Source organism: Amycolatopsis sp. NPDC051372, from assembly GCF_040682095.1.
In the GTDB taxonomy this organism is placed as follows: domain Bacteria; phylum Actinomycetota; class Actinomycetes; order Mycobacteriales; family Pseudonocardiaceae; genus Amycolatopsis.
In genome coordinates this window covers 1-15840 of sequence record NZ_JBFBAF010000002.1, presented here as the reverse complement: position 1 = coordinate 15840, position 15840 = coordinate 1, and the positions used below count along the sequence as shown (strand labels likewise).

General features: G+C 70.1%; 20 protein-coding genes and 1 riboswitch. Of the genes, 12 read left to right on the top strand and 8 right to left on the bottom strand.

What is annotated here, in order from left to right; all coding sequences use genetic code 11:
- The first annotated feature begins 213 nt into the window (after positions 1–213).
- From AB0M56_RS03820 to AB0M56_RS03795, 6 genes are all read left to right on the top strand, one after another.
- Positions 214–465, top strand: coding sequence for a hypothetical protein (locus AB0M56_RS03820; RefSeq protein WP_220240887.1), 252 nt, complete (start codon positions 214–216; stop codon positions 463–465).
- Positions 466–658: 193 nt separating this feature from the next.
- Positions 659–1252: a CDP-alcohol phosphatidyltransferase family protein gene (locus tag AB0M56_RS03815; RefSeq protein WP_364170790.1), complete on the top strand. Its 594-nt coding sequence runs from the start codon at positions 659–661 to the stop codon at positions 1250–1252.
- 46 nt (positions 1253–1298) lie between these two features.
- Positions 1299–1682, top strand: a complete 384-nt coding sequence (gene gcvH, locus AB0M56_RS03810; protein WP_364170788.1) for a glycine cleavage system protein GcvH — start codon at positions 1299–1301, stop codon at positions 1680–1682.
- Between the two features lie 133 nt (positions 1683–1815).
- Positions 1816–2283: a glycogen accumulation regulator GarA gene (garA, locus tag AB0M56_RS03805; protein ID WP_033287853.1), complete on the top strand. Its 468-nt coding sequence runs from the start codon at positions 1816–1818 to the stop codon at positions 2281–2283.
- Entirely contained in the window at positions 2280–3038 is a 759-nt protein-coding gene (locus AB0M56_RS03800; protein ID WP_364170786.1) for a MerR family transcriptional regulator, read from the top strand. The genes garA and AB0M56_RS03800 overlap by 4 nt, the downstream gene beginning before the upstream one ends.
- Positions 3039–3254: 216 nt before the next feature.
- Entirely contained in the window at positions 3255–3728 is a 474-nt protein-coding gene (locus tag AB0M56_RS03795; protein WP_009078856.1) for a bifunctional nuclease family protein, read from the top strand.
- 61 nt (positions 3729–3789) lie between these two features.
- Here AB0M56_RS03795 and AB0M56_RS03790 read toward each other — a convergent pair whose 3' ends face one another.
- Positions 3790–4425, bottom strand: a complete 636-nt coding sequence (locus AB0M56_RS03790; protein ID WP_364170784.1) for a TetR/AcrR family transcriptional regulator — start codon at positions 4423–4425, stop codon at positions 3790–3792.
- 257 nt (positions 4426–4682) lie between these two features.
- On the opposite strand from AB0M56_RS03790, the gene AB0M56_RS03785 reads away from it, so the two are divergent.
- Positions 4683–5264: a MerR family transcriptional regulator gene (locus tag AB0M56_RS03785; protein ID WP_364170783.1), complete on the top strand. Its 582-nt coding sequence runs from the start codon at positions 4683–4685 to the stop codon at positions 5262–5264.
- A gap of 41 nt (positions 5265–5305) precedes the next feature.
- Positions 5306–5406, top strand: a riboswitch (glycine riboswitch).
- 345 nt (positions 5407–5751) lie between these two features.
- On the opposite strand, the gene AB0M56_RS03780 is transcribed toward AB0M56_RS03785, so the two are convergent.
- Positions 5752–6114 (bottom strand): nuclear transport factor 2 family protein, encoded by a 363-nt coding sequence (locus AB0M56_RS03780; RefSeq protein WP_220240878.1) that lies wholly within the window; start codon positions 6112–6114, stop codon positions 5752–5754.
- A gap of 180 nt (positions 6115–6294) precedes the next feature.
- Here AB0M56_RS03780 and AB0M56_RS03775 point away from each other — a divergent pair, with 180 nt between their 5' ends.
- Positions 6295–7104: a helix-turn-helix transcriptional regulator gene (locus tag AB0M56_RS03775; protein WP_364170781.1), complete on the top strand. Its 810-nt coding sequence runs from the start codon at positions 6295–6297 to the stop codon at positions 7102–7104.
- A 102-nt stretch (positions 7105–7206) separates the two neighbouring features.
- Complete coding sequence (locus tag AB0M56_RS03770; protein ID WP_364170779.1) at positions 7207–8031, top strand: aldo/keto reductase; 825 nt, start codon at positions 7207–7209, stop codon at positions 8029–8031.
- A gap of 80 nt (positions 8032–8111) precedes the next feature.
- On the opposite strand, the gene AB0M56_RS03765 is transcribed toward AB0M56_RS03770, so the two are convergent.
- From AB0M56_RS03765 to AB0M56_RS03740, 6 genes are all read right to left on the bottom strand, one after another.
- Positions 8112–8813 (bottom strand): hypothetical protein, encoded by a 702-nt coding sequence (locus AB0M56_RS03765; RefSeq protein WP_364170777.1) that lies wholly within the window; start codon positions 8811–8813, stop codon positions 8112–8114.
- Positions 8814–8931: 118 nt separating this feature from the next.
- Complete coding sequence (locus AB0M56_RS03760) at positions 8932–9813, bottom strand: 3-methyladenine DNA glycosylase (protein WP_364170775.1); 882 nt, start codon at positions 9811–9813, stop codon at positions 8932–8934.
- A complete protein-coding gene (locus AB0M56_RS03755) occupies positions 9810–10853 on the bottom strand; it encodes a hemolysin family protein (protein ID WP_364170774.1) in 1044 nt (347 codons plus the stop codon). Before AB0M56_RS03755 ends, AB0M56_RS03760 begins: the two co-directional genes overlap by 4 nt.
- Complete coding sequence (locus AB0M56_RS03750; RefSeq protein WP_364170772.1) at positions 10850–12253, bottom strand: hemolysin family protein; 1404 nt, start codon at positions 12251–12253, stop codon at positions 10850–10852. Before AB0M56_RS03750 ends, AB0M56_RS03755 begins: the two co-directional genes overlap by 4 nt.
- A 208-nt stretch (positions 12254–12461) precedes the next feature.
- Positions 12462–13043, bottom strand: coding sequence for a TIGR03086 family metal-binding protein (locus AB0M56_RS03745; protein ID WP_364170771.1), 582 nt, complete (start codon positions 13041–13043; stop codon positions 12462–12464).
- Positions 13044–13071: 28 nt separating this feature from the next.
- A complete protein-coding gene (locus tag AB0M56_RS03740) occupies positions 13072–13659 on the bottom strand; it encodes a helix-turn-helix domain-containing protein (protein ID WP_364170769.1) in 588 nt (195 codons plus the stop codon).
- 184 nt (positions 13660–13843) lie between these two features.
- On the opposite strand from AB0M56_RS03740, the gene AB0M56_RS03735 reads away from it, so the two are divergent.
- The 3 genes from AB0M56_RS03735 to AB0M56_RS03725 form a co-directional block, all read left to right on the top strand.
- Complete coding sequence (locus AB0M56_RS03735) at positions 13844–14233, top strand: hypothetical protein (protein ID WP_364170767.1); 390 nt, start codon at positions 13844–13846, stop codon at positions 14231–14233.
- A 196-nt stretch (positions 14234–14429) separates the two neighbouring features.
- Positions 14430–14852: a DUF3558 family protein gene (locus tag AB0M56_RS03730; RefSeq protein ID WP_364170765.1), complete on the top strand. Its 423-nt coding sequence runs from the start codon at positions 14430–14432 to the stop codon at positions 14850–14852.
- Positions 14853–15840: WXG100 family type VII secretion target (locus AB0M56_RS03725; RefSeq protein ID WP_364170763.1), on the top strand; the 988-nt coding region annotated here is incomplete at its 3' end. It lies immediately after the preceding gene.

Sequence of the window (15840 nt, the reverse complement as noted above, 5' to 3'; positions counted from 1 at the left end):
CTCGCCGGGCTCCCGCGAAAGTCTGTCTATTGTGGACGGTTAACATCGCGTTCACGAAGTGAGACACCGGGAACCGCTCGCTCACCGATCGGACGAATCTCCGGCGCGGACGTTAACGTCTGGCGCTCTCGGACCGAAATAGGTGAGGAGCGCCCCGGCGCGTTCCCGTCCCCGATCACCCGCCGACCCCGAGAGACAAGAGCACCGCACAGCATGACCACCGAAACGGCCAGCGAGCCCGCCATCCCGTCAGCGTCCGCCCTCACCGACCCGTCCGAGCGGCCCACTGAGACCACTCCGCCCACCGCGCCCTGCAGCGTGGTGTGGTGCTGCGGCCGCCCGTACGTCCTCGAAGGCCGAGCCGGCCGAGCCCGCTGGGTCGGCAACGACGACCGCGGCCGCCCCGAGCGCCTCAGCAGCGCGGAGCTGCAGCGCCGCGGCTGGAGCCACCGCCGCGCCGGCTGAGCACCGCCGCGGCTTTCCCGGCCGACCACCTCGAAGCCCCACTGCCGGAGAGCCGACAGCTTGAGGGCCCACGGCTTCGATGCCCGACGGCTTTTCCACCCACAGCCCCGCGGTCGGGTCGCGCGCCACGAACCCGCGACCCGACCGCGTGACCACCGGCGTCGGCGCCGGTCCTCACCTCTAGGCTGAGCGAGTGACCACGGTCCCCGAGCCCAAGACGGAGCCTTCCCTGCTGCGGCAGGCGTTCAACGTCCCCAACCTCCTGTCGCTGCTGCGGCTCGCGGGCGTGCCCGTGTTCCTCTGGCTGCTGCTCGGCCCGAAGGAGGACGGCTGGGCGCTCGCGCTGCTCGTCTTCTCGGCGCTGACCGACTGGCTCGACGGCAAGCTCGCCCGCTGGCTCGACCAGATGTCGCGGCTGGGCCAGCTTCTCGACCCCGCCGCGGACCGGCTCTACATCCTCGCGACCCTCGTCGCGTTCCTCATCCGCGACATCATCCCGTGGTGGGTCGTCGTGCCGCTCGTGCTGCGCGAGGCAGTGCTCGCGGTCTGCGTGCTCGTGCTCCGCCGCAGCGGATTCGCGCCGCCCGAGGTGACCTACATCGGCAAGGGCGCGACCTTCGTGCTCATGTACGCCTTCCCGTTCCTGCTGCTCACGCAGGGCGGCTCGACCGTGGCCGTGGTGGCCCGGCCGATCGCCTACGCCTTCATGGTCTGGGGCGGGGTGCTCTACGTCTGGTCCGGCGCGCTCTATGTCGCGCAGGCAGTGCGCGCGCTTCGCAGCCGGTGATGGAAGACTGCCCGCGACGAAGTCGGTTCGAGGAAGGGGAGGGGCGTTGACCACTCCAGAAGAGCTGCGTTACACCGAAGAACACGAGTGGGTGGCCACGCGTGAGGGTGCGCTGGTCCGCGTGGGCATCACGGAGTACGCCCAGGACCAGCTCGGCGACGTGGTGTTCGTCGACCTGCCCGAGGTCGGCAAGCACGTCGACGCGGGCGACGTCTTCGGCGAGGTGGAGTCCACCAAGAGCGTCTCGGAGCTGTTCGCGCCGGTCGACGGCGAGATCGTCGCGGTGAACGCCGCGGTCTCCGATTCGCCCGAGTTGATCAACTCCGACCCGTACGGCGAGGGCTGGCTCGTGGAGATCCGCCTCACCGACCCCGCGGGGCTCGACGCCCTGCTCGAAGCCGAGGCGTACCAGGCGCTCATCACCGGCTGAGTCGGGTTCGGCCTGGCCCGGGGGTTCCGCCCGCCCAAGGGGGAGCCCCGGGGTTCCGAACCGATCAGGCACGGTACGTTGGCAGCTACACGTTCTTGGTCATAGGCAACATTGTGTGTAGAGGAGAGCTCAGGTGAGCACGAACGACGGGCCCGGCGTTCCCCCGGAGCAGTCTCCGGAGCGGACCTCTGTCTTCCGGGCCGACTTCCTGGCCGACGTCGAAGGCCAGGAGTCCGCACCGGCCGCCGAGGCACCGGTGCAGGGCGTCGACGCCCTGCCGCCGGGTTCCGCCCTCCTGGTCGTGAAGCGGGGCCCCAACGCGGGGTCGCGCTTCCTGCTGGACCGCGACACCACCAGCGCGGGCCGGCACCCCGACAGCGACATCTTTCTCGACGACGTCACCGTTTCCCGCCGGCACGCCGAGTTCCGGCGTGAAGGCGGGGAGTTCGTGGTGATCGACGTCGGCAGCCTGAACGGCACCTACGTCAACCGCGAGCCGGTCGATCAGGCCGTGCTGGCGGGCGGCGACGAGGTGCAGATCGGGAAGTTCCGCCTCGTCTTCCTGACGGGCCCGGGGCACGGGGGCCAGGGGGCACAGTGACGGCGGCCGGGCAGCCCGGTCGTTCGGAGGCCCGGCGCGACGGGTTGAGCATCGGGGCGGTCCTGGCGCAGCTGCGCGGCGACTTCCCCGATGTCACCATCTCCAAGATCCGGTTCCTCGAGGCGGAAGGCCTGGTCCGGCCGGGCCGCACGCCCTCGGGGTACCGGCAGTTCGCCCCGGCGGACGTGGAGCGGCTTCGCTTTGTGCTGTCCGCGCAGCGGGACCACTACCTCCCGCTCAAGGTCATCAAGGAACAGCTGGACGCGGCGGACTCCGGAGCGGAGCCCGCCGCGGCCGCTCCGCGTCTGCCCCGCAGGCTGGTGTCGCTCGACCCGGCCGACGCCGGCGGGCTGCCCGACGCCGACGACTTCGAGACCGGTCCCGAGATCCGGCTGACGCAGGAGGAGCTGCTGGCGCAAGCCGGCATCACCGCCGCGACGCTCACCGAGCTGCAGCAGTACGGGCTCGTGCGGCCGGGCGCGGCGGGGTTCTTCGGCCCCGACGCGGTGCTGATCGCGCGCACGGTGAAGGCGATGACCGAATTCGGTATCGAGCCGAGACATCTGCGTGCCTTCCGCGCCGCGGCCGACCGCGAAGTCGGCTTGCTGGAGCAGATCGTGACCCCCGTGTATCGCCACCGTGACGAGGACGCGAAAGCGAGGGCCGACGAGGTGGTCCGCGAGCTCGCCGCGCTGTCCGTCACGCTCCACACGCTCCTCGTGAAAGCGGGGATCCGGGGAGTCACCGGGGGTTGAACCGGACGTAACGGGCCGAACACCGGTGTGCGTCACATGTCAATGACTGAATGTTCGGGACCGTATGCCGTACCGTGAGAGACGGTTTGCGGTGCAGTGAACCGAGAATGTCCGCCACTAGCGAGCACAGCGCCCGAATGACGGGTAGCGTCGGACCCAACGGCGCGAGTACGTCGAGCGCTGCAGCCCGTGTGCACGAGAGGGAGGCGAAACCCGATGAGCGAGATGCGCGTCGTCGGTGTGCGGGTGGAGCTGCCCGCCAATCAGCCGATCTTGTTGCTGCGGGAAACCGAGGGCGAGCGCTACCTGCCGATCTGGATCGGCTCGGTCGAGGCCACCGCCATCGCCTTGGAGCAGCAGGGAGTACGACCCGCCCGGCCACTGACCCACGACCTCCTCAAAGAGGTCATCGGGGCACTCGGCCGCGAGCTGGAGCAGGTCGTGATCACGGACCTGAAGGAAGGCACCTTCTTCGCCGAGCTCGTCTTCGACGGCGACATCCGGGTGTCCGCGCGCCCCAGCGACTCGGTCGCGCTGGCGCTGCGGATCGGGGTCCCCATCCACGCCGTGGACGCGGTGCTGGAAGAGGCGGGCCTGATCATCCCGGACGAGCAGGAGGACGAGGTCGAGAAGTTCCGCGAGTTCCTCGACTCCGTGTCCCCCGAAGACTTCCGCGGCGCCGACACCTGAGCCGCCGGCGGCGGGAACTCGGTCGCACACCGCGTTCCCGCCTTGCTTTCGGGTGGCGCTGTCACCGCTTCGGAGCGGTCGCCCGCTCGAAGAGGTCGGCGATTTCCCGCCCGTAGCGGTCAAGGTCGGTCGACGGATCGGCCGCATAGGCTGTTGCCACCCCGTCGATGGCCTGTGCGATCGACATCGCCATCACCTCCGGCGAGAACTCTCCGAACACCCCCTCGTCCTGACCCTGCTTGAGCTGGCGCTGCACGCCGCCCACCCGCAGCTGGCCCACGAGCACCGAGGTCATCGCCCAGCCGTCCGCGTCGTCGGCGTTCGCCGAGAGCTCCGCGAGCACCCGGACGCATTCCGGGTAGTCGCGCAGGAACGCCACCGACGTCTCGATGTGGGCCCGCAGGTTGCCCGGCCGGTCGCCGGGGTCGAGGTCCTTGCTGCGCTCCTGCAGGAACATCGCCTTCGTCTCGGACACCGTGCTCAGCACGGCCTGCATGAGCCCGGCCTTGTTCGTGAAGTGGTAGGAGATCATGCGCGTGCTGCTCAGCCCCGCGCGTTCCTTGATCTTGGCGAAGGTGGTGCGCGCGTAGCCGTGGTCGGCGATCGTGGCGATGGTCGCCGCGATGATCTGCGCCCGGGTCGTCGCCTCCGTGACGCTCAGCCCGAGCTCTGCTTGCGTGTCGAAGTTTACTCGCATGAGTAATAAGTTACTCAACTGAGTAATAAGTGTCAAACCCGTACGACGAACGGACCAAAGGCTCAAGACGAGCTTGAGGTGCGCCGCGCGTCGCGTTGACCGGCCCGCGGCGCGGCCTTACCGTCGAAGGCGGTAAATCGCCACGATGTGATTCTCCGACCGGAGCACGATCGTGGCGGTTCTCCCCGGCCGATCCCGCTCCTGGGCTCGACCGGCTGTCATTCGCCGGCCGCCAGGTCGGGCGAGGGGAGGCTTGCGTGGTCGAGGCTGGTAGTCCGGAGAGGCCGCCCGTTCGTGCCGCCGATGGCGAGCAGGGTGAGCTGTTCCCCGACTCCTCCCTTCCGGACGAGCTCGTGGGGTACCGCGGTCCCGCCGCGTGCCAGATCGCGGGGATCACGTACCGCCAACTCGACTATTGGGCACGGACGAAGCTGGTCGCGCCGAGCATCCGCACCGCGCACGGTTCGGGCTCGCAGCGGCTGTACTCGTTCAAGGACATCCTCGTCCTGAAGGTCGTGAAGCGGCTGCTGGACACCGGGGTCTCGCTGCAGAACATCCGGGTCGCGGTGGAGCACCTGCGCGTGCGCGGCGTGCGCGACCTCGCGAAGGTCACCCTGTTCTCCGACGGCACCACGGTGTACGAGTGCACCTCGCCCGAAGAGATCGTGGATCTGCTCCAGGGCGGGCAGGGCGTGTTCGGTATCGCCGTGAGCGGCGCGATGCAGGAGATCAGCGGCACGATCCACGAGTTCCCCGCCGAACGTGCCGACGGCGGCGTGATCGAATCGGTCGTCCCGGACGAACTCACCCAGCGCCGCAACTCCCGCCGCACCGGGTGATCATTGCCCGCGAGGGCAAGGTAAACTGAGGGCGCGGTCGACGAACCCGCGCGGGAGAGACCGAGCCGGCATCCACGAGCTCGGCGCCGAAGGAGCAAGTCCTCCCCGGAACCTCTCAGGCACCCTGGACCGCGCGGACGAGACGCCTCTGGAAAGTGGGCCCGCTGGACACCACCAGCCAGTTCCGCCGACGGTGCAAGCCCGGGTATCCACGCGGGTGAAACTCTCAGGCGCCCCACGGGGTACGGACAGAGTGGGGAGGGCCTCGGACCCGGTGTTCATCCCCGGTGTTCATCGGGTCCGGGCCGGATGGTTCAGACCTCCACACCATTGCCGGGCAGGGCTTCGCTGGGGTCCGAGCCTCGTGTGGCCGCCGGATTTCGCGCCGCCGGCACGCGGTCTTGTGTAAACGTTTCATCGGCCGTCCACTGTGGAGCAACGGCGGACCCGCCCGATCGCGAGTCCGCCGCGCTCGTGCCCCACGACCTCAGCCCGGGATCTTGTCCAGAAACCCATGCACCTTGGCGATCCGGCCGTCGGCCAGCTCGACGACGTCGAACCCGATGGCGATCGGCTCGTCGGCACCCGGCGCCGTGAGGTACCACTGGAACCGCGCGAGGTCGTGGTGGGCGTCGGGGGCCTTCGGAAGGCTGAAGGTCAGCCCGGCGAACTGCGCCTGCGCGCCGCCGATGAACCCGTCGATGCCGTCGTGGCCGGTCACCGAGCCCAGGGGATCGGTCATGGACGCGTCGGGGGTGAAAACCTCGGCGACGAGAGCACGCCGGCGCTCGGCGTCGGTCTCGTTCCAGATCGCGATGTACTGCTCGACAGTGCTCGTCACGTCGGACACGGGGAAACTCCCTTTGCTTGGCGGACAACGGGTTCGCCGTCCTGATGCCACCAACACTGCTGGGCCCGGCGCGGTTCGTCGATTACGCCGGAGGTAACGGCCGCACCCGTTCACGCGTGCCCCCGGCGATTACCCGCGAGGTAATGGCCTGAGCGTGGGCGGACCCGTAGCGTCTTGGGCGTGACGACTTCGGTGAAGGCCCCCGCACGACGCGCGGTCGGCGAGCTCCTGCGGGAGTGGCGCGACCGGCGCCGCATCAGCCAGCTCGACCTCGCGATCGCCGCGGACATCTCCACGCGGCACCTGAGCTTCGTCGAGACCGGCCGCTCTAAGCCGAGCCGGGAGATGGTGCTGCACCTCGGCGAGCACCTCGAAGTGCCGCTGCGCGAACGCAACCGCCTGCTGCTGGCCGCCGGCTACGCCCCCGCGTACGGCGAGACCGAGCTGGGTGCGCCGGAGCTGACGGCTGTGCGCGACGCCGTCCGGCTGCTGCTCACCGGCCACGAACCGTATCCCGCGGCCGTGGTCGACCGCGGCTGGAACCTCGTCGACGCCAACACGAGCCTCGGCGTGCTCATCGAGGGCGTGGCGCCACAGCTGCTGGCACCGCCGGTGAACGTCCTGCGCGCGACCCTGCACCCCGACGGCATGGCCCCGAACGTACTGAACCTGGGGGAGTGGCGGGCCCACCTGCTGGGCCGCCTGCGCCGCCAGGTCGAGCAGACGGCCGACGCGGGGCTCGCCGAGCTGCTGGCGGAGCTGCGGGCGTATCCGTGCGACCAGCCGGTACCCGAGGTCGAGGTCCCTGGGCCGGGCGACATCTTCGTCCCGCTGCGCTATCGCCACCGCGGCACGGAGCTCACGTTCTTCAGCACGGTCGCGACCTTCGGCACCCCGCTCGACGTGACGGTCGCCGAGCTGGTCATCGAGTCCTTCTACCCGGCGAACCCGGAGACGGCCGAGTACCTGCGCGCCCAGGCGAGCGCCTGAGCTGACCCGCTCGATCGTGGGGCGGGGTGACGAGCCCTTGAGCCGGGGGAGTGGAAGGATCGAAGAGGTCACCCCAGGACACCGCAGTGAGGATCCGCCTTCATGGCCAAGCCGCCCCTGCTCACCCTGAACAACTCCGTCACCATCCCGCAGCTCGGCTTCGGCGTCTACCAGGTCCGCGCCGCGCAGGCCGGGAAGGTGATCGGCGCCGCGATCGAAGCGGGTTACCGCAGCATCGACACCGCCGCGATGTACGGCAACGAAACCGAGGTCGGCGAAGCGATCCGCGCTTCGGGCCTGCCCCGGGACGAATTCTTCGTGACCACGAAGCTGTGGAACGACCAGCACGGGTACGACAACGCGTTGCGCGCCTTCGACCACAGCGCCGCCGCGCTCGGACTGGAGCAGATCGACCTGTTCCTCATCCATTGGCCGCAGCCGCGCCGCGACCGCTACGTGGAGACCTGGCGGGCGCTGGAGCAGCTCTACCAGGGCGGGCGGGTGCGAGCGATCGGTGTGTCGAACTTCGGCATCACGCATCTGCGCCGGCTGCTCGACGAGACCGACGTGGTCCCGGCCGTGAATCAAGTCGAGCTGCACCCGTGGCTGCAGCAGCTGCCGCTGCGCACGTTCCACGCCGAGCACGGCATCGCCACGGAGGCCTGGAGCCCGCTCGCGCGGGGCCGGCTGCTGGGCGACCGCGTGGTCACGGCGCTCGCGGCCAAGTACGGCAAGACGCCCGCCCAGCTCGTGCTGCGCTGGCACCTCCAGATGGGCACGATCGCCATCCCGAAGTCGGCGACGACGGCGCGGATCCGGGAGAACTTCGCCGTGTTCGACTTCGAGCTCGCCGACGACGACCTCGCGGCCCTGGCCGAGCTCGACAACGGCACCCGTACGGGCGCCGACCCCGACACCTTCGGCTGAGTCACGCCGCCCGGCGAACGGAAACGGTCGGCCCCCGGAGTTCCGGGACCGGCCGTTTCGGCGCTTTCGGCTGACGCGGCTCAGGACGCCCGGATGGCGGCGGCCGCGAAGTCGGCCAGCTGGGCGGGCTCCTTGAGGTACGCGCGGAAGCTCTGCGTGGCGCGCTGCTGGTTCTCGTCGGTGGTGGTGCCGCCGACGGACGACCCCGCGAGGCCCACGAACGGATAATCGGCCGGCGGACCCGAGCCGATCGGCATCGCCGGCGAGCCGATGAGCTCGGGCTTGGCGTCGGTCAGCTGCGTGACCCAGTACGACGACTCGGGGACCCAGCCGTCGGGCAGGCCGCCGATGGTCGAGAGGTCGGTTTTGCCCGTCAGCGCGTCGAGCACCTGCGACGACGACTTGGTCGTGACGTTGACCTGGAAGCAGGCGCCGTGCACCGGGGTCAGATCGGCGTCCCAGCGGCTCGCGGCGGCCTCGACGGGCTTCGCGATCTGCGGGGTGACGACGAGCTTGATGGTGGTCCGGTTCCCGCCGCAGCTGGCGGCCTGGGCCTCGGCGCGGTTGTTGAGCACGCTGTCGGCCCAGTTCCAGCCGAAGACGCCGAGTGCGACCAGGACGACGAGCCCGGCACACGCGATGGGCCACTTGGCGATCCGGCGGCGCGGGGCCTTCGCGGCGACGATCCGGTGTGAGCCCGTCGTCTCGCTGTGGCCTTGCTGGCGCTTCGGCGGATCGAGAGGGTGCGGCACCGGCTCTTCGGCCAGTGTGTGTCGCCCCATCGTTGTCCTTTCGAGATGTGCGCACACGCGCTGCTATGCAATCAAACCGTTATCACTCTAACAGGTTAGCGACCCTCGGTGAATATTGTGACTCAGAGTTGCACGGTCTGTACACAATTCACCAAGTGCCGCCGAGCAGGTGACGGCAGAGCGCGATGAGCCGAGCCCGCAGCGGCGCCGCCCGGCGCGCGAAGCCGCCTTGCGCGCGGGCGTACTCGGCCCGCCCTTCGGGCGTCTCGATGCGCACAGGAGAGTAGCCGTAGACCAAGAGGTCGTACGGGCTGGCCCGCATGTCGAGCTCGCGGACGTCGGCCGCGAGTTCGAAGCAGTCGGCCACCAGCTCCGCCGGGACGAACGGGTCGAGCTTGTACGCCCATTTGAAGAGGTCCATGTTCGCGTGCAGGCACCCCGGCTGCTCAAGCTCGACCTGGTTCTCGCGGACCGGCTCGAGGGTGTTGCGCGGCCGTGCCGGGTCGGTGAAGAACCGGAACGCGTCGTAGTGCCCGCAGCGGATCTCGAGCGATTCGACCACCGTGTCCGTGCCGGCCGAGCCGAGCCGCAGCGGCACCTGCGAGTGCCGCACGGAGTCGGCCGGCTCGCGGTACACCATGGCCCACTCGTGCAGGCCGAAGCAGCTCAACCGCGGGGAACGGCTCGCCGTGGCTTCCAGCAGCCGCAGCACGAACTCCGCCGTCCGGACCCGGCGTTCGGTGAAGGCGGCCGGGTCGAGCGCCACGCCGGCGGCCGTCTCGACGAAGGCCGGCCGGTCGAGGAAGCGCCGCGCGGCCGGTCCGGCGAGCACCACGCCCGGGCCCGGCTGCCAGCGTTCGAGGTGCCCGGGCCGGTACGAGTAGTACGTGAACAGGAAGTCGAGCACGGGGTGCTTCTCATCCCGCGCCCGGCGTTCCTGGTGCGGCACGGTCCACGCGCGCATGCGCTCGACGTGCCGGGCCTGACGTGCCTGCCATTCCGGTTCCGCGAGGACGAGCGGCCCGGTCATGCCGTCACGTGCGTGCCGTCGCGCACAGTGCCCACGTACTCCTCGACGAGGTCCTCCAGCGCGACGACACCCACGGCCTTGCCGGCGGCGTCGAGCGCCCGTGCGAGGTGGCTGCCTTCCTTGCGCATGGCCGAAAGCGCGACGTCGAGGCGTGCGTCGGCGCGCAGCTCCGTGAGCGGCCGGGTCTTCGAGTCCGGCACGCTGGTGTCCGGGCTCTGGCCGACGAGGTCGAGCACGTCCTTCACGTGGATGTAGCCGGTGAGCGTGCCGTCGTCGGTGCAGACCGGGAACCGCGAGAACCCGGTCGAGGACACCGCGCGTTCCACGTCACCGAGCGTCGGTCCACAAGGGAGGGTGGTCAGCTGCGCGGTGGGCACGAGCACGTCGGACACGGTCTTCGCGACCGACGACAACGTCTGCGAAAGCCGTTGGTGCTCCGACTGTTCGAGCAGTCCCTCGCGCCGCGACTCACTGAGCAGCTCTGCCAGCTCGTCGGAGGTGTAGGCCGTTTCCAGCTCGTCCTTCGGCTCCACCTTCACCACGCGCAGGAACGAGTTCGCCACGAGGTTGAGGAACCAGATCACGGGGTTCGCGAGCTTCACCCACGCCACGTGCGCGGGCACCAGCCACAGCGCCAGCCGTTCGGGCTCGGCGATGGCGAGGTTCTTCGGCACCATCTCGCCGATCAGCACGTGGAGCATCGTGATGAACGCCAGCGCGATCGCGAACGAGATCGGGTGCAGCAGCTGTTCGGGCAGGTTGAGCAGGTCGAAGAACCCCGAAAGCCGGTGCGCCACAGCGGGTTCGCCCAGCCGGCCGAGCAGCAGCGAGCAGATGGTGATGCCCAGCTGCGCGCCCGCGAGCATCCGCGAGACGTGCCTGCTCGCGTTGATCACGATCTGCGCGCGCGTCTTTCCCTGCTCCAGCAACGCTTCCAGGCGGTCGCGCCGCGAGGAGATCAGGGTGAACTCGGCGCCGACGAAAAACGCGTTGGCGAGCAGCAGCACCACGACCAGGGCGATGTTCAGCCAGTCGTTCACGCGACCACCTCGCGTTCGGTGACCGGCTGCGGCGCGGCGTTGGGCTTCGGTGCGGCGGCCGGGTCCTGGTCGGTGTTCCGGCCCGGCCCGGGTTCCACGGGCCGCACCTCGACCTCGGCGATGCGGTGGCGGTCCATGCTCGTGACGGTGAGGCGCCAGCCGTCGACGACGGCGGCGTCGCCCTCGGCGGGGATGCGGCCGAGGCGTTCGAGGATCAGGCCGGCGATCGTCTCGTAGTCACCGTCGGGCATGCGGAAGCCGGTGACCTCGCTGACCTCGTCGGAGCGCAGCTGGCCCGACACGAGCCAGCTGTCCGAGCCGACCTGCTGCGACGCCGGGGCTTCGCGGTCGTCGTGCTCGTCGCGGACGTCGCCGATGATCTCCTCGACCACGTCCTCCAGCGTCACCAGCCCGGCCGTGCCGCCGTACTCGTCGACGACGATGGCGAGCTGGTAGCGGGAGTCGCGCAGGCGGTTGAGCAGATCGTCGCCCGAGAGCGACTCGGGCAACGTCGGCACCGGGCGCATGACCGAGCCGATGCGCACGGTGGCGCGCTCGTCGCCGGGCACGGCGAAGGCCTGCTTCACGTGCACAGCGCCCTGCACGTCGTCGAGGTCTTCGCGGTAGACGGGAAACCGCGAGAAGCCGGTGCGGCGCGAGATCTCGATGAGGTCGTTGATCGTGTCGTCCACGGTCAGCGACTCGACCTGCACGCGCGGGGTCATGAGCTCGTCGGCGGTGCGCTCGCCGAAGCGCAGCGAACGGTCCAGCAGCTCGGCCGTGGACGTGTCGAGCTTCCCGCTCTCGGCGCTGGAGCGCACGATCGAGCCGAGCTCCTGCGGCGAGCGCGCGGACCGCAGCTCTTCCTGCGGCTCGACGCCGAACTTGCGCACCACGAAGTTGGCGCTGTTGTTCATGAGCGTGATGAGCCAGCGGAACAGCGCGGAGAACCGCGAGTGGTAGCCGCTCACCGCGCGGGCGGTCCGCAGCGGGCGCGCGATCGCGATGTTCTTCGGCACCATCTCGCCGAGGATCATCGACAGGAACGTGGCCAGCACCAGCGCGACGGCGATCGAAGCGCCGGTCGCGACGGCCTCGGACAGGCCGAACGCGTCGAAGACCGGCCGGACGAGCTCGCCGATGAGCGGCTCGGCGAGATAACCGGTGATCAGCGTGGTGAGGGTGATCGCGACCTGGGCACCCGAGAGCTGGAAGCTCAACGTGCGGTGCGCCTTCTGCACCGCGAGCGAGCGGCGGTCGCCCACCTGGCGCACGTCGGCGTCGACGGTGCTGCGCTCGAGGGCGGTCAGCGAGAACTCGGCGGCGACGGCGAGGCCGGTGCCGATCGTGAGGAGGATGAAGACCAGCACACCGGCCACGGAGAGCAGGACGTGGGTCATGCCGCACCGTCCGGGACGCGAGAGGGAGCGGTGGAGGCTAGCGGGCAGCCGGGTTGTCGACCCGGCCCGGTACTGTCACCGGGCGATTGCGCGGCGCGCACGTGTGGAGTCACTCCTAGCAAGGGAATCGGCTTGTACTGCGACGATGCCGACAATCTTAACGTGCTCCGAACGCCGGACGGGTGACAGCCGGGTGAAGCGGTGTGGCTCAGCGCGGCTGCCGGCCCAGGAGCGCCACGAGCCGCGTCGCGTCGTCCGCGGAGCGACCGACCGCGACCGGCGGCTCGAACAGGCCGATGCCCTGCCAGTCGTCGACCCATGGACGCACGACCTCGAGCAGGCGGGCGGCCAGGTCCGCCGGGATGGGGTTCGGCTTGCCCAGTGCCATCGCGAGGTCCCAGGCGTGCACGGCGAAGTCGATGGACATCTGCCAGCCGTACTCCTCGGCCGGGATCAGCCCGAAGGAGACGTGGACGGTGCGCTGCGGCACGCCCGGCACCAGCCACGCCTCGCGCGCCGTGGCCGCCGAGGTCTCCCAGGCGGCGACGGGATCGTCGCCGAGCCGGTCGCCGTCGAAGCGGTCGCCGACGTCGTCGAGGGTGGCGCCGTCGAGCAGCGGTGGGACCCACAGCTGTTCGACGACGAGGTGGTTCACGAGGTCGCGCACGGACCAGTCGGCGCACGGGGTGTCGCGGCCCCAGTCACCGGGTCCGATCTCGTGCACGGCCCGGTCGAAGAGGGCGAGGGACTGTCCGTGCGCGTCGAGGAACTCCACGGGCACATTCAACACGAAAGTGACCGCGCCGCAGTGTGAACACCTAGCGGATGGTCCCGGGCCGGTGGCGCCGGACGGTCTCCTCGACCAGGTCGAGCACGGGGCCGAGGTCGTCGCCGGGTAGTCCCATCGCGAGGTGGGAGACCAGCCCTTCGAGCACCAGCTCGAGGAACGCGGTGAGCACGTCCACGTCCACGTCGTCGCGCAGGTTGCCGGCCTCGCGCTGGCGCATGAGCCGTTCGCGCGTCGCGGTGGTCAGCTGCTCGGAGCGCTCGGCCCAGCGGCCGCGGAACTCCGGGTCGGTGCGCAGCCGCCGCGACACCTCGAGCCGCGTGCCCAGCCAGTCGGCGGGGTGCTCGCTGTCGCCGGAGAGCAGCTCGCGCATGACCTGCACGAGGCCTTGTTCGGCGACAACGTCGGCCATCCGCACCGCGTCGTCCTCGGCGAGTGCGAGAAACAGCGATTCCTTGTCGCGGAAATGGTGGAAGATGGCCCCGCGGGACAGACCCGTGGCCTCCTCGAGGCGGCGGACTGTGGCACCCTCGTATCCGTACCGGGCGAAGCACACGCGCGAACCGTCGAGGATCTGGCGCCGGCGTGCGTCGAGGTGATCCTGGCTGACCCGTGGCATCCTGGAATCCTGACAGCTGGGACGGGGTTCTCGCAATCCGTACGTACGTACTGTGACCGCGAGTCGCCGGAACCGGCCCGCTTCCTTCTTCGTCTCACCGCCGCCACGTAATGCTGACACGGACGTGGGCGATGACTACGCTGTGCGCCAACACGGTGAGTGAGACTGGGGAGAGGAACACGCCTTGATCATCGGCGAAGCGGGCCGCGCGGCCCAATCCGTCTTCGGCGACGTCTCCGGCCGTGGCCCCGTGTACGGCGGTGGGGGCGGTGGCACTTTCGAGATGGAGCCCGCGGAGCTCGACGCCGTGATCGGCCTGTGGGAAGACCAGCTGACGAAGATCACCGCGGACGGCCGCAAGATCGTGGACATCGTCACGGCGTTGAAAGCTCCCGGGACGGACCCCGCCAGCAGTGGTTACGCCACGACCGGTGGCGACTCGTTGCGCGCGCTGCAGGAGCAGAACGACTCGATGCGCCAGTACGTGCAGGGCTACGTCGCGAAGCTGAAGGCGGCGAAGGACAAGACCGTGGCGACCGACCAGGCGAACGCCGAGCTCGGCCGGGCACGATGAGCGGAACCAGCGCGAGGGCGGGGTGCGCCGCCCTCGTGGTCGTGGCCGCCCTGGTGGCGGGCGGGTGTTCGGCACCCACCGCGGGCGTCGCAAGACCGGCTCCGAACAGTGCCTCCGGCACCGCCCCCGATTCCCGTGCGCCGAAGGTGACCGATCCCCTCGATCCGGCTGCGTACCGGGCAAACCTTGCGCGCTCGTGCCGGAGAGCGTGCTGGCCCCGCTGCGCTATCCGGCGCAAGGCGAAGCAACGGTGAGCGGGCCGTTCGCCGAGGCGGGGCCGGGCTGTGGCTGGCAGATCGGTGCCGAAGGGCTCAGCGTCCAGATCATCATCGGCACGGGGAACCGCGACCAGGGGATGGGCGGCCTCGCCGGTATCTACCGCGCGAAGGACGCGGGGCAACTGGGCTTCGTGGACCCCGCTCCCTCGGTGGCCGGTCACCCCGCGGTGTTCAGCGATCTCAGCGACCGCAGGGCTCGCGGCAACTGCAACCTCTGGGTGGGTCTCTCGGACGACCTCGCCTTCGCCACGGCGGCCCAGGGCTATCAGGGCGAGCAGGATTCGTGCCAGGTCGCGGAAACCGTGGCCGGCGCCGTCGTCGGCACACTCAAGGGGGCTTAGGTGGACGGCAAGCAGATCTACGAGAACTTCAGAAACGGCAACACCTCGGGGCTGCGGACCGCGGCCACGCAGGTGCAGGAGCTGTCGTCGGCATACCTGGAGCGGGCGCAGAGCATCAAGGACCTGCAGGACCGCATGGCGAAGTCGTGGACGGGCAACGGCGCCGACGCCGCCAACGCGGGAGCGGGGCCGCTGGAGAAGGCGTTCGCGGACACGGCCGACCCGCTCGACATGACCAACGCGTCGGTGGAGATGCAGGCGAGCAGTTTCGAGGACTCGAGCCACGCCGTGGTCGAGGTGCCGCCGAAGCCGGACAAGCCGAGCCCGTGGACGACGGGGCTGAAGGCGGCGATCCCGATCGCGGGGCCGTTCATGGCGGCCCACGACCAGAACTCGTACCAGGACAAGCTGAACAAGTACAACGCCGCCAACGACACCAACGTGCGCGTGATGGACCAATACAACGGAGTCACCACGAGCACGAAGTCGGTGCTGCCGACGCAGTACGGCACGCTGGAGTCCGACGGCGCGGCGATCCGGCTGTCCACGCCGCCGCCGCCGGGGCACGTGAGCATTCCGGGGTCGCTCGGGAGCACCACGCCGGGCGGGACGACGGGGACCGGGACGGCCGGGCAGACCCCGGCCACCGGGTTCCACGGCACCGGCGAGCAGGTGATCACGGGCGGCCACACCGGCACCGGCCACACCGGCGGGACGGGCGGCACCGGGGGGACCGGCGGGACGGGTGGTACGCACCACCCGACGGACACGACCACCACGCAGAGCAGCACGGGCGGCACGAACACGGCGGTCCCGCCGGCCACGTCGACCTTGCCGGACCCGACCTCGAGCCGGGGCGGCACGGCGTTCGTCCCGGACTACCCCGGCCAGACCCCGACGGCCGGCCTGAGAAACCCGGCGAGGAACCACGAGTCGATCTGGTTCGGATCCGGCCGCAACAACTGCACGTGCGGCCCCAGGGCTGTGC

Excerpts from the sequence above, each read along its gene's own strand:
- AB0M56_RS03750 (WP_364170772.1), bottom strand. The coding sequence starts at position 12,253 with ATGACCCACGTCCTGCTCTCCGTGGCCGGTGTGCTGGTCTTCATCCTC.
- AB0M56_RS03820 (WP_220240887.1), top strand. The coding sequence starts at position 214 with ATGACCACCGAAACGGCCAGCGAGCCCGCCATCCCGTCAGCGTCCGCC.
- AB0M56_RS03770 (WP_364170779.1), top strand. The coding sequence starts at position 7,207 with ATGGCCAAGCCGCCCCTGCTCACCCTGAACAACTCCGTCACCATCCCG.
- AB0M56_RS03760 (WP_364170775.1), bottom strand. The coding sequence starts at position 9,813 with ATGACCGGGCCGCTCGTCCTCGCGGAACCGGAATGGCAGGCACGTCAG.
- AB0M56_RS03740 (WP_364170769.1), bottom strand. The coding sequence starts at position 13,659 with ATGCCACGGGTCAGCCAGGATCACCTCGACGCACGCCGGCGCCAGATC.
- AB0M56_RS03765 (WP_364170777.1), bottom strand. The coding sequence starts at position 8,813 with ATGGGGCGACACACACTGGCCGAAGAGCCGGTGCCGCACCCTCTCGAT.
- AB0M56_RS03790 (WP_364170784.1), bottom strand. The coding sequence starts at position 4,425 with ATGCGAGTAAACTTCGACACGCAAGCAGAGCTCGGGCTGAGCGTCACG.
- AB0M56_RS03795 (WP_009078856.1), top strand. The coding sequence starts at position 3,255 with ATGAGCGAGATGCGCGTCGTCGGTGTGCGGGTGGAGCTGCCCGCCAAT.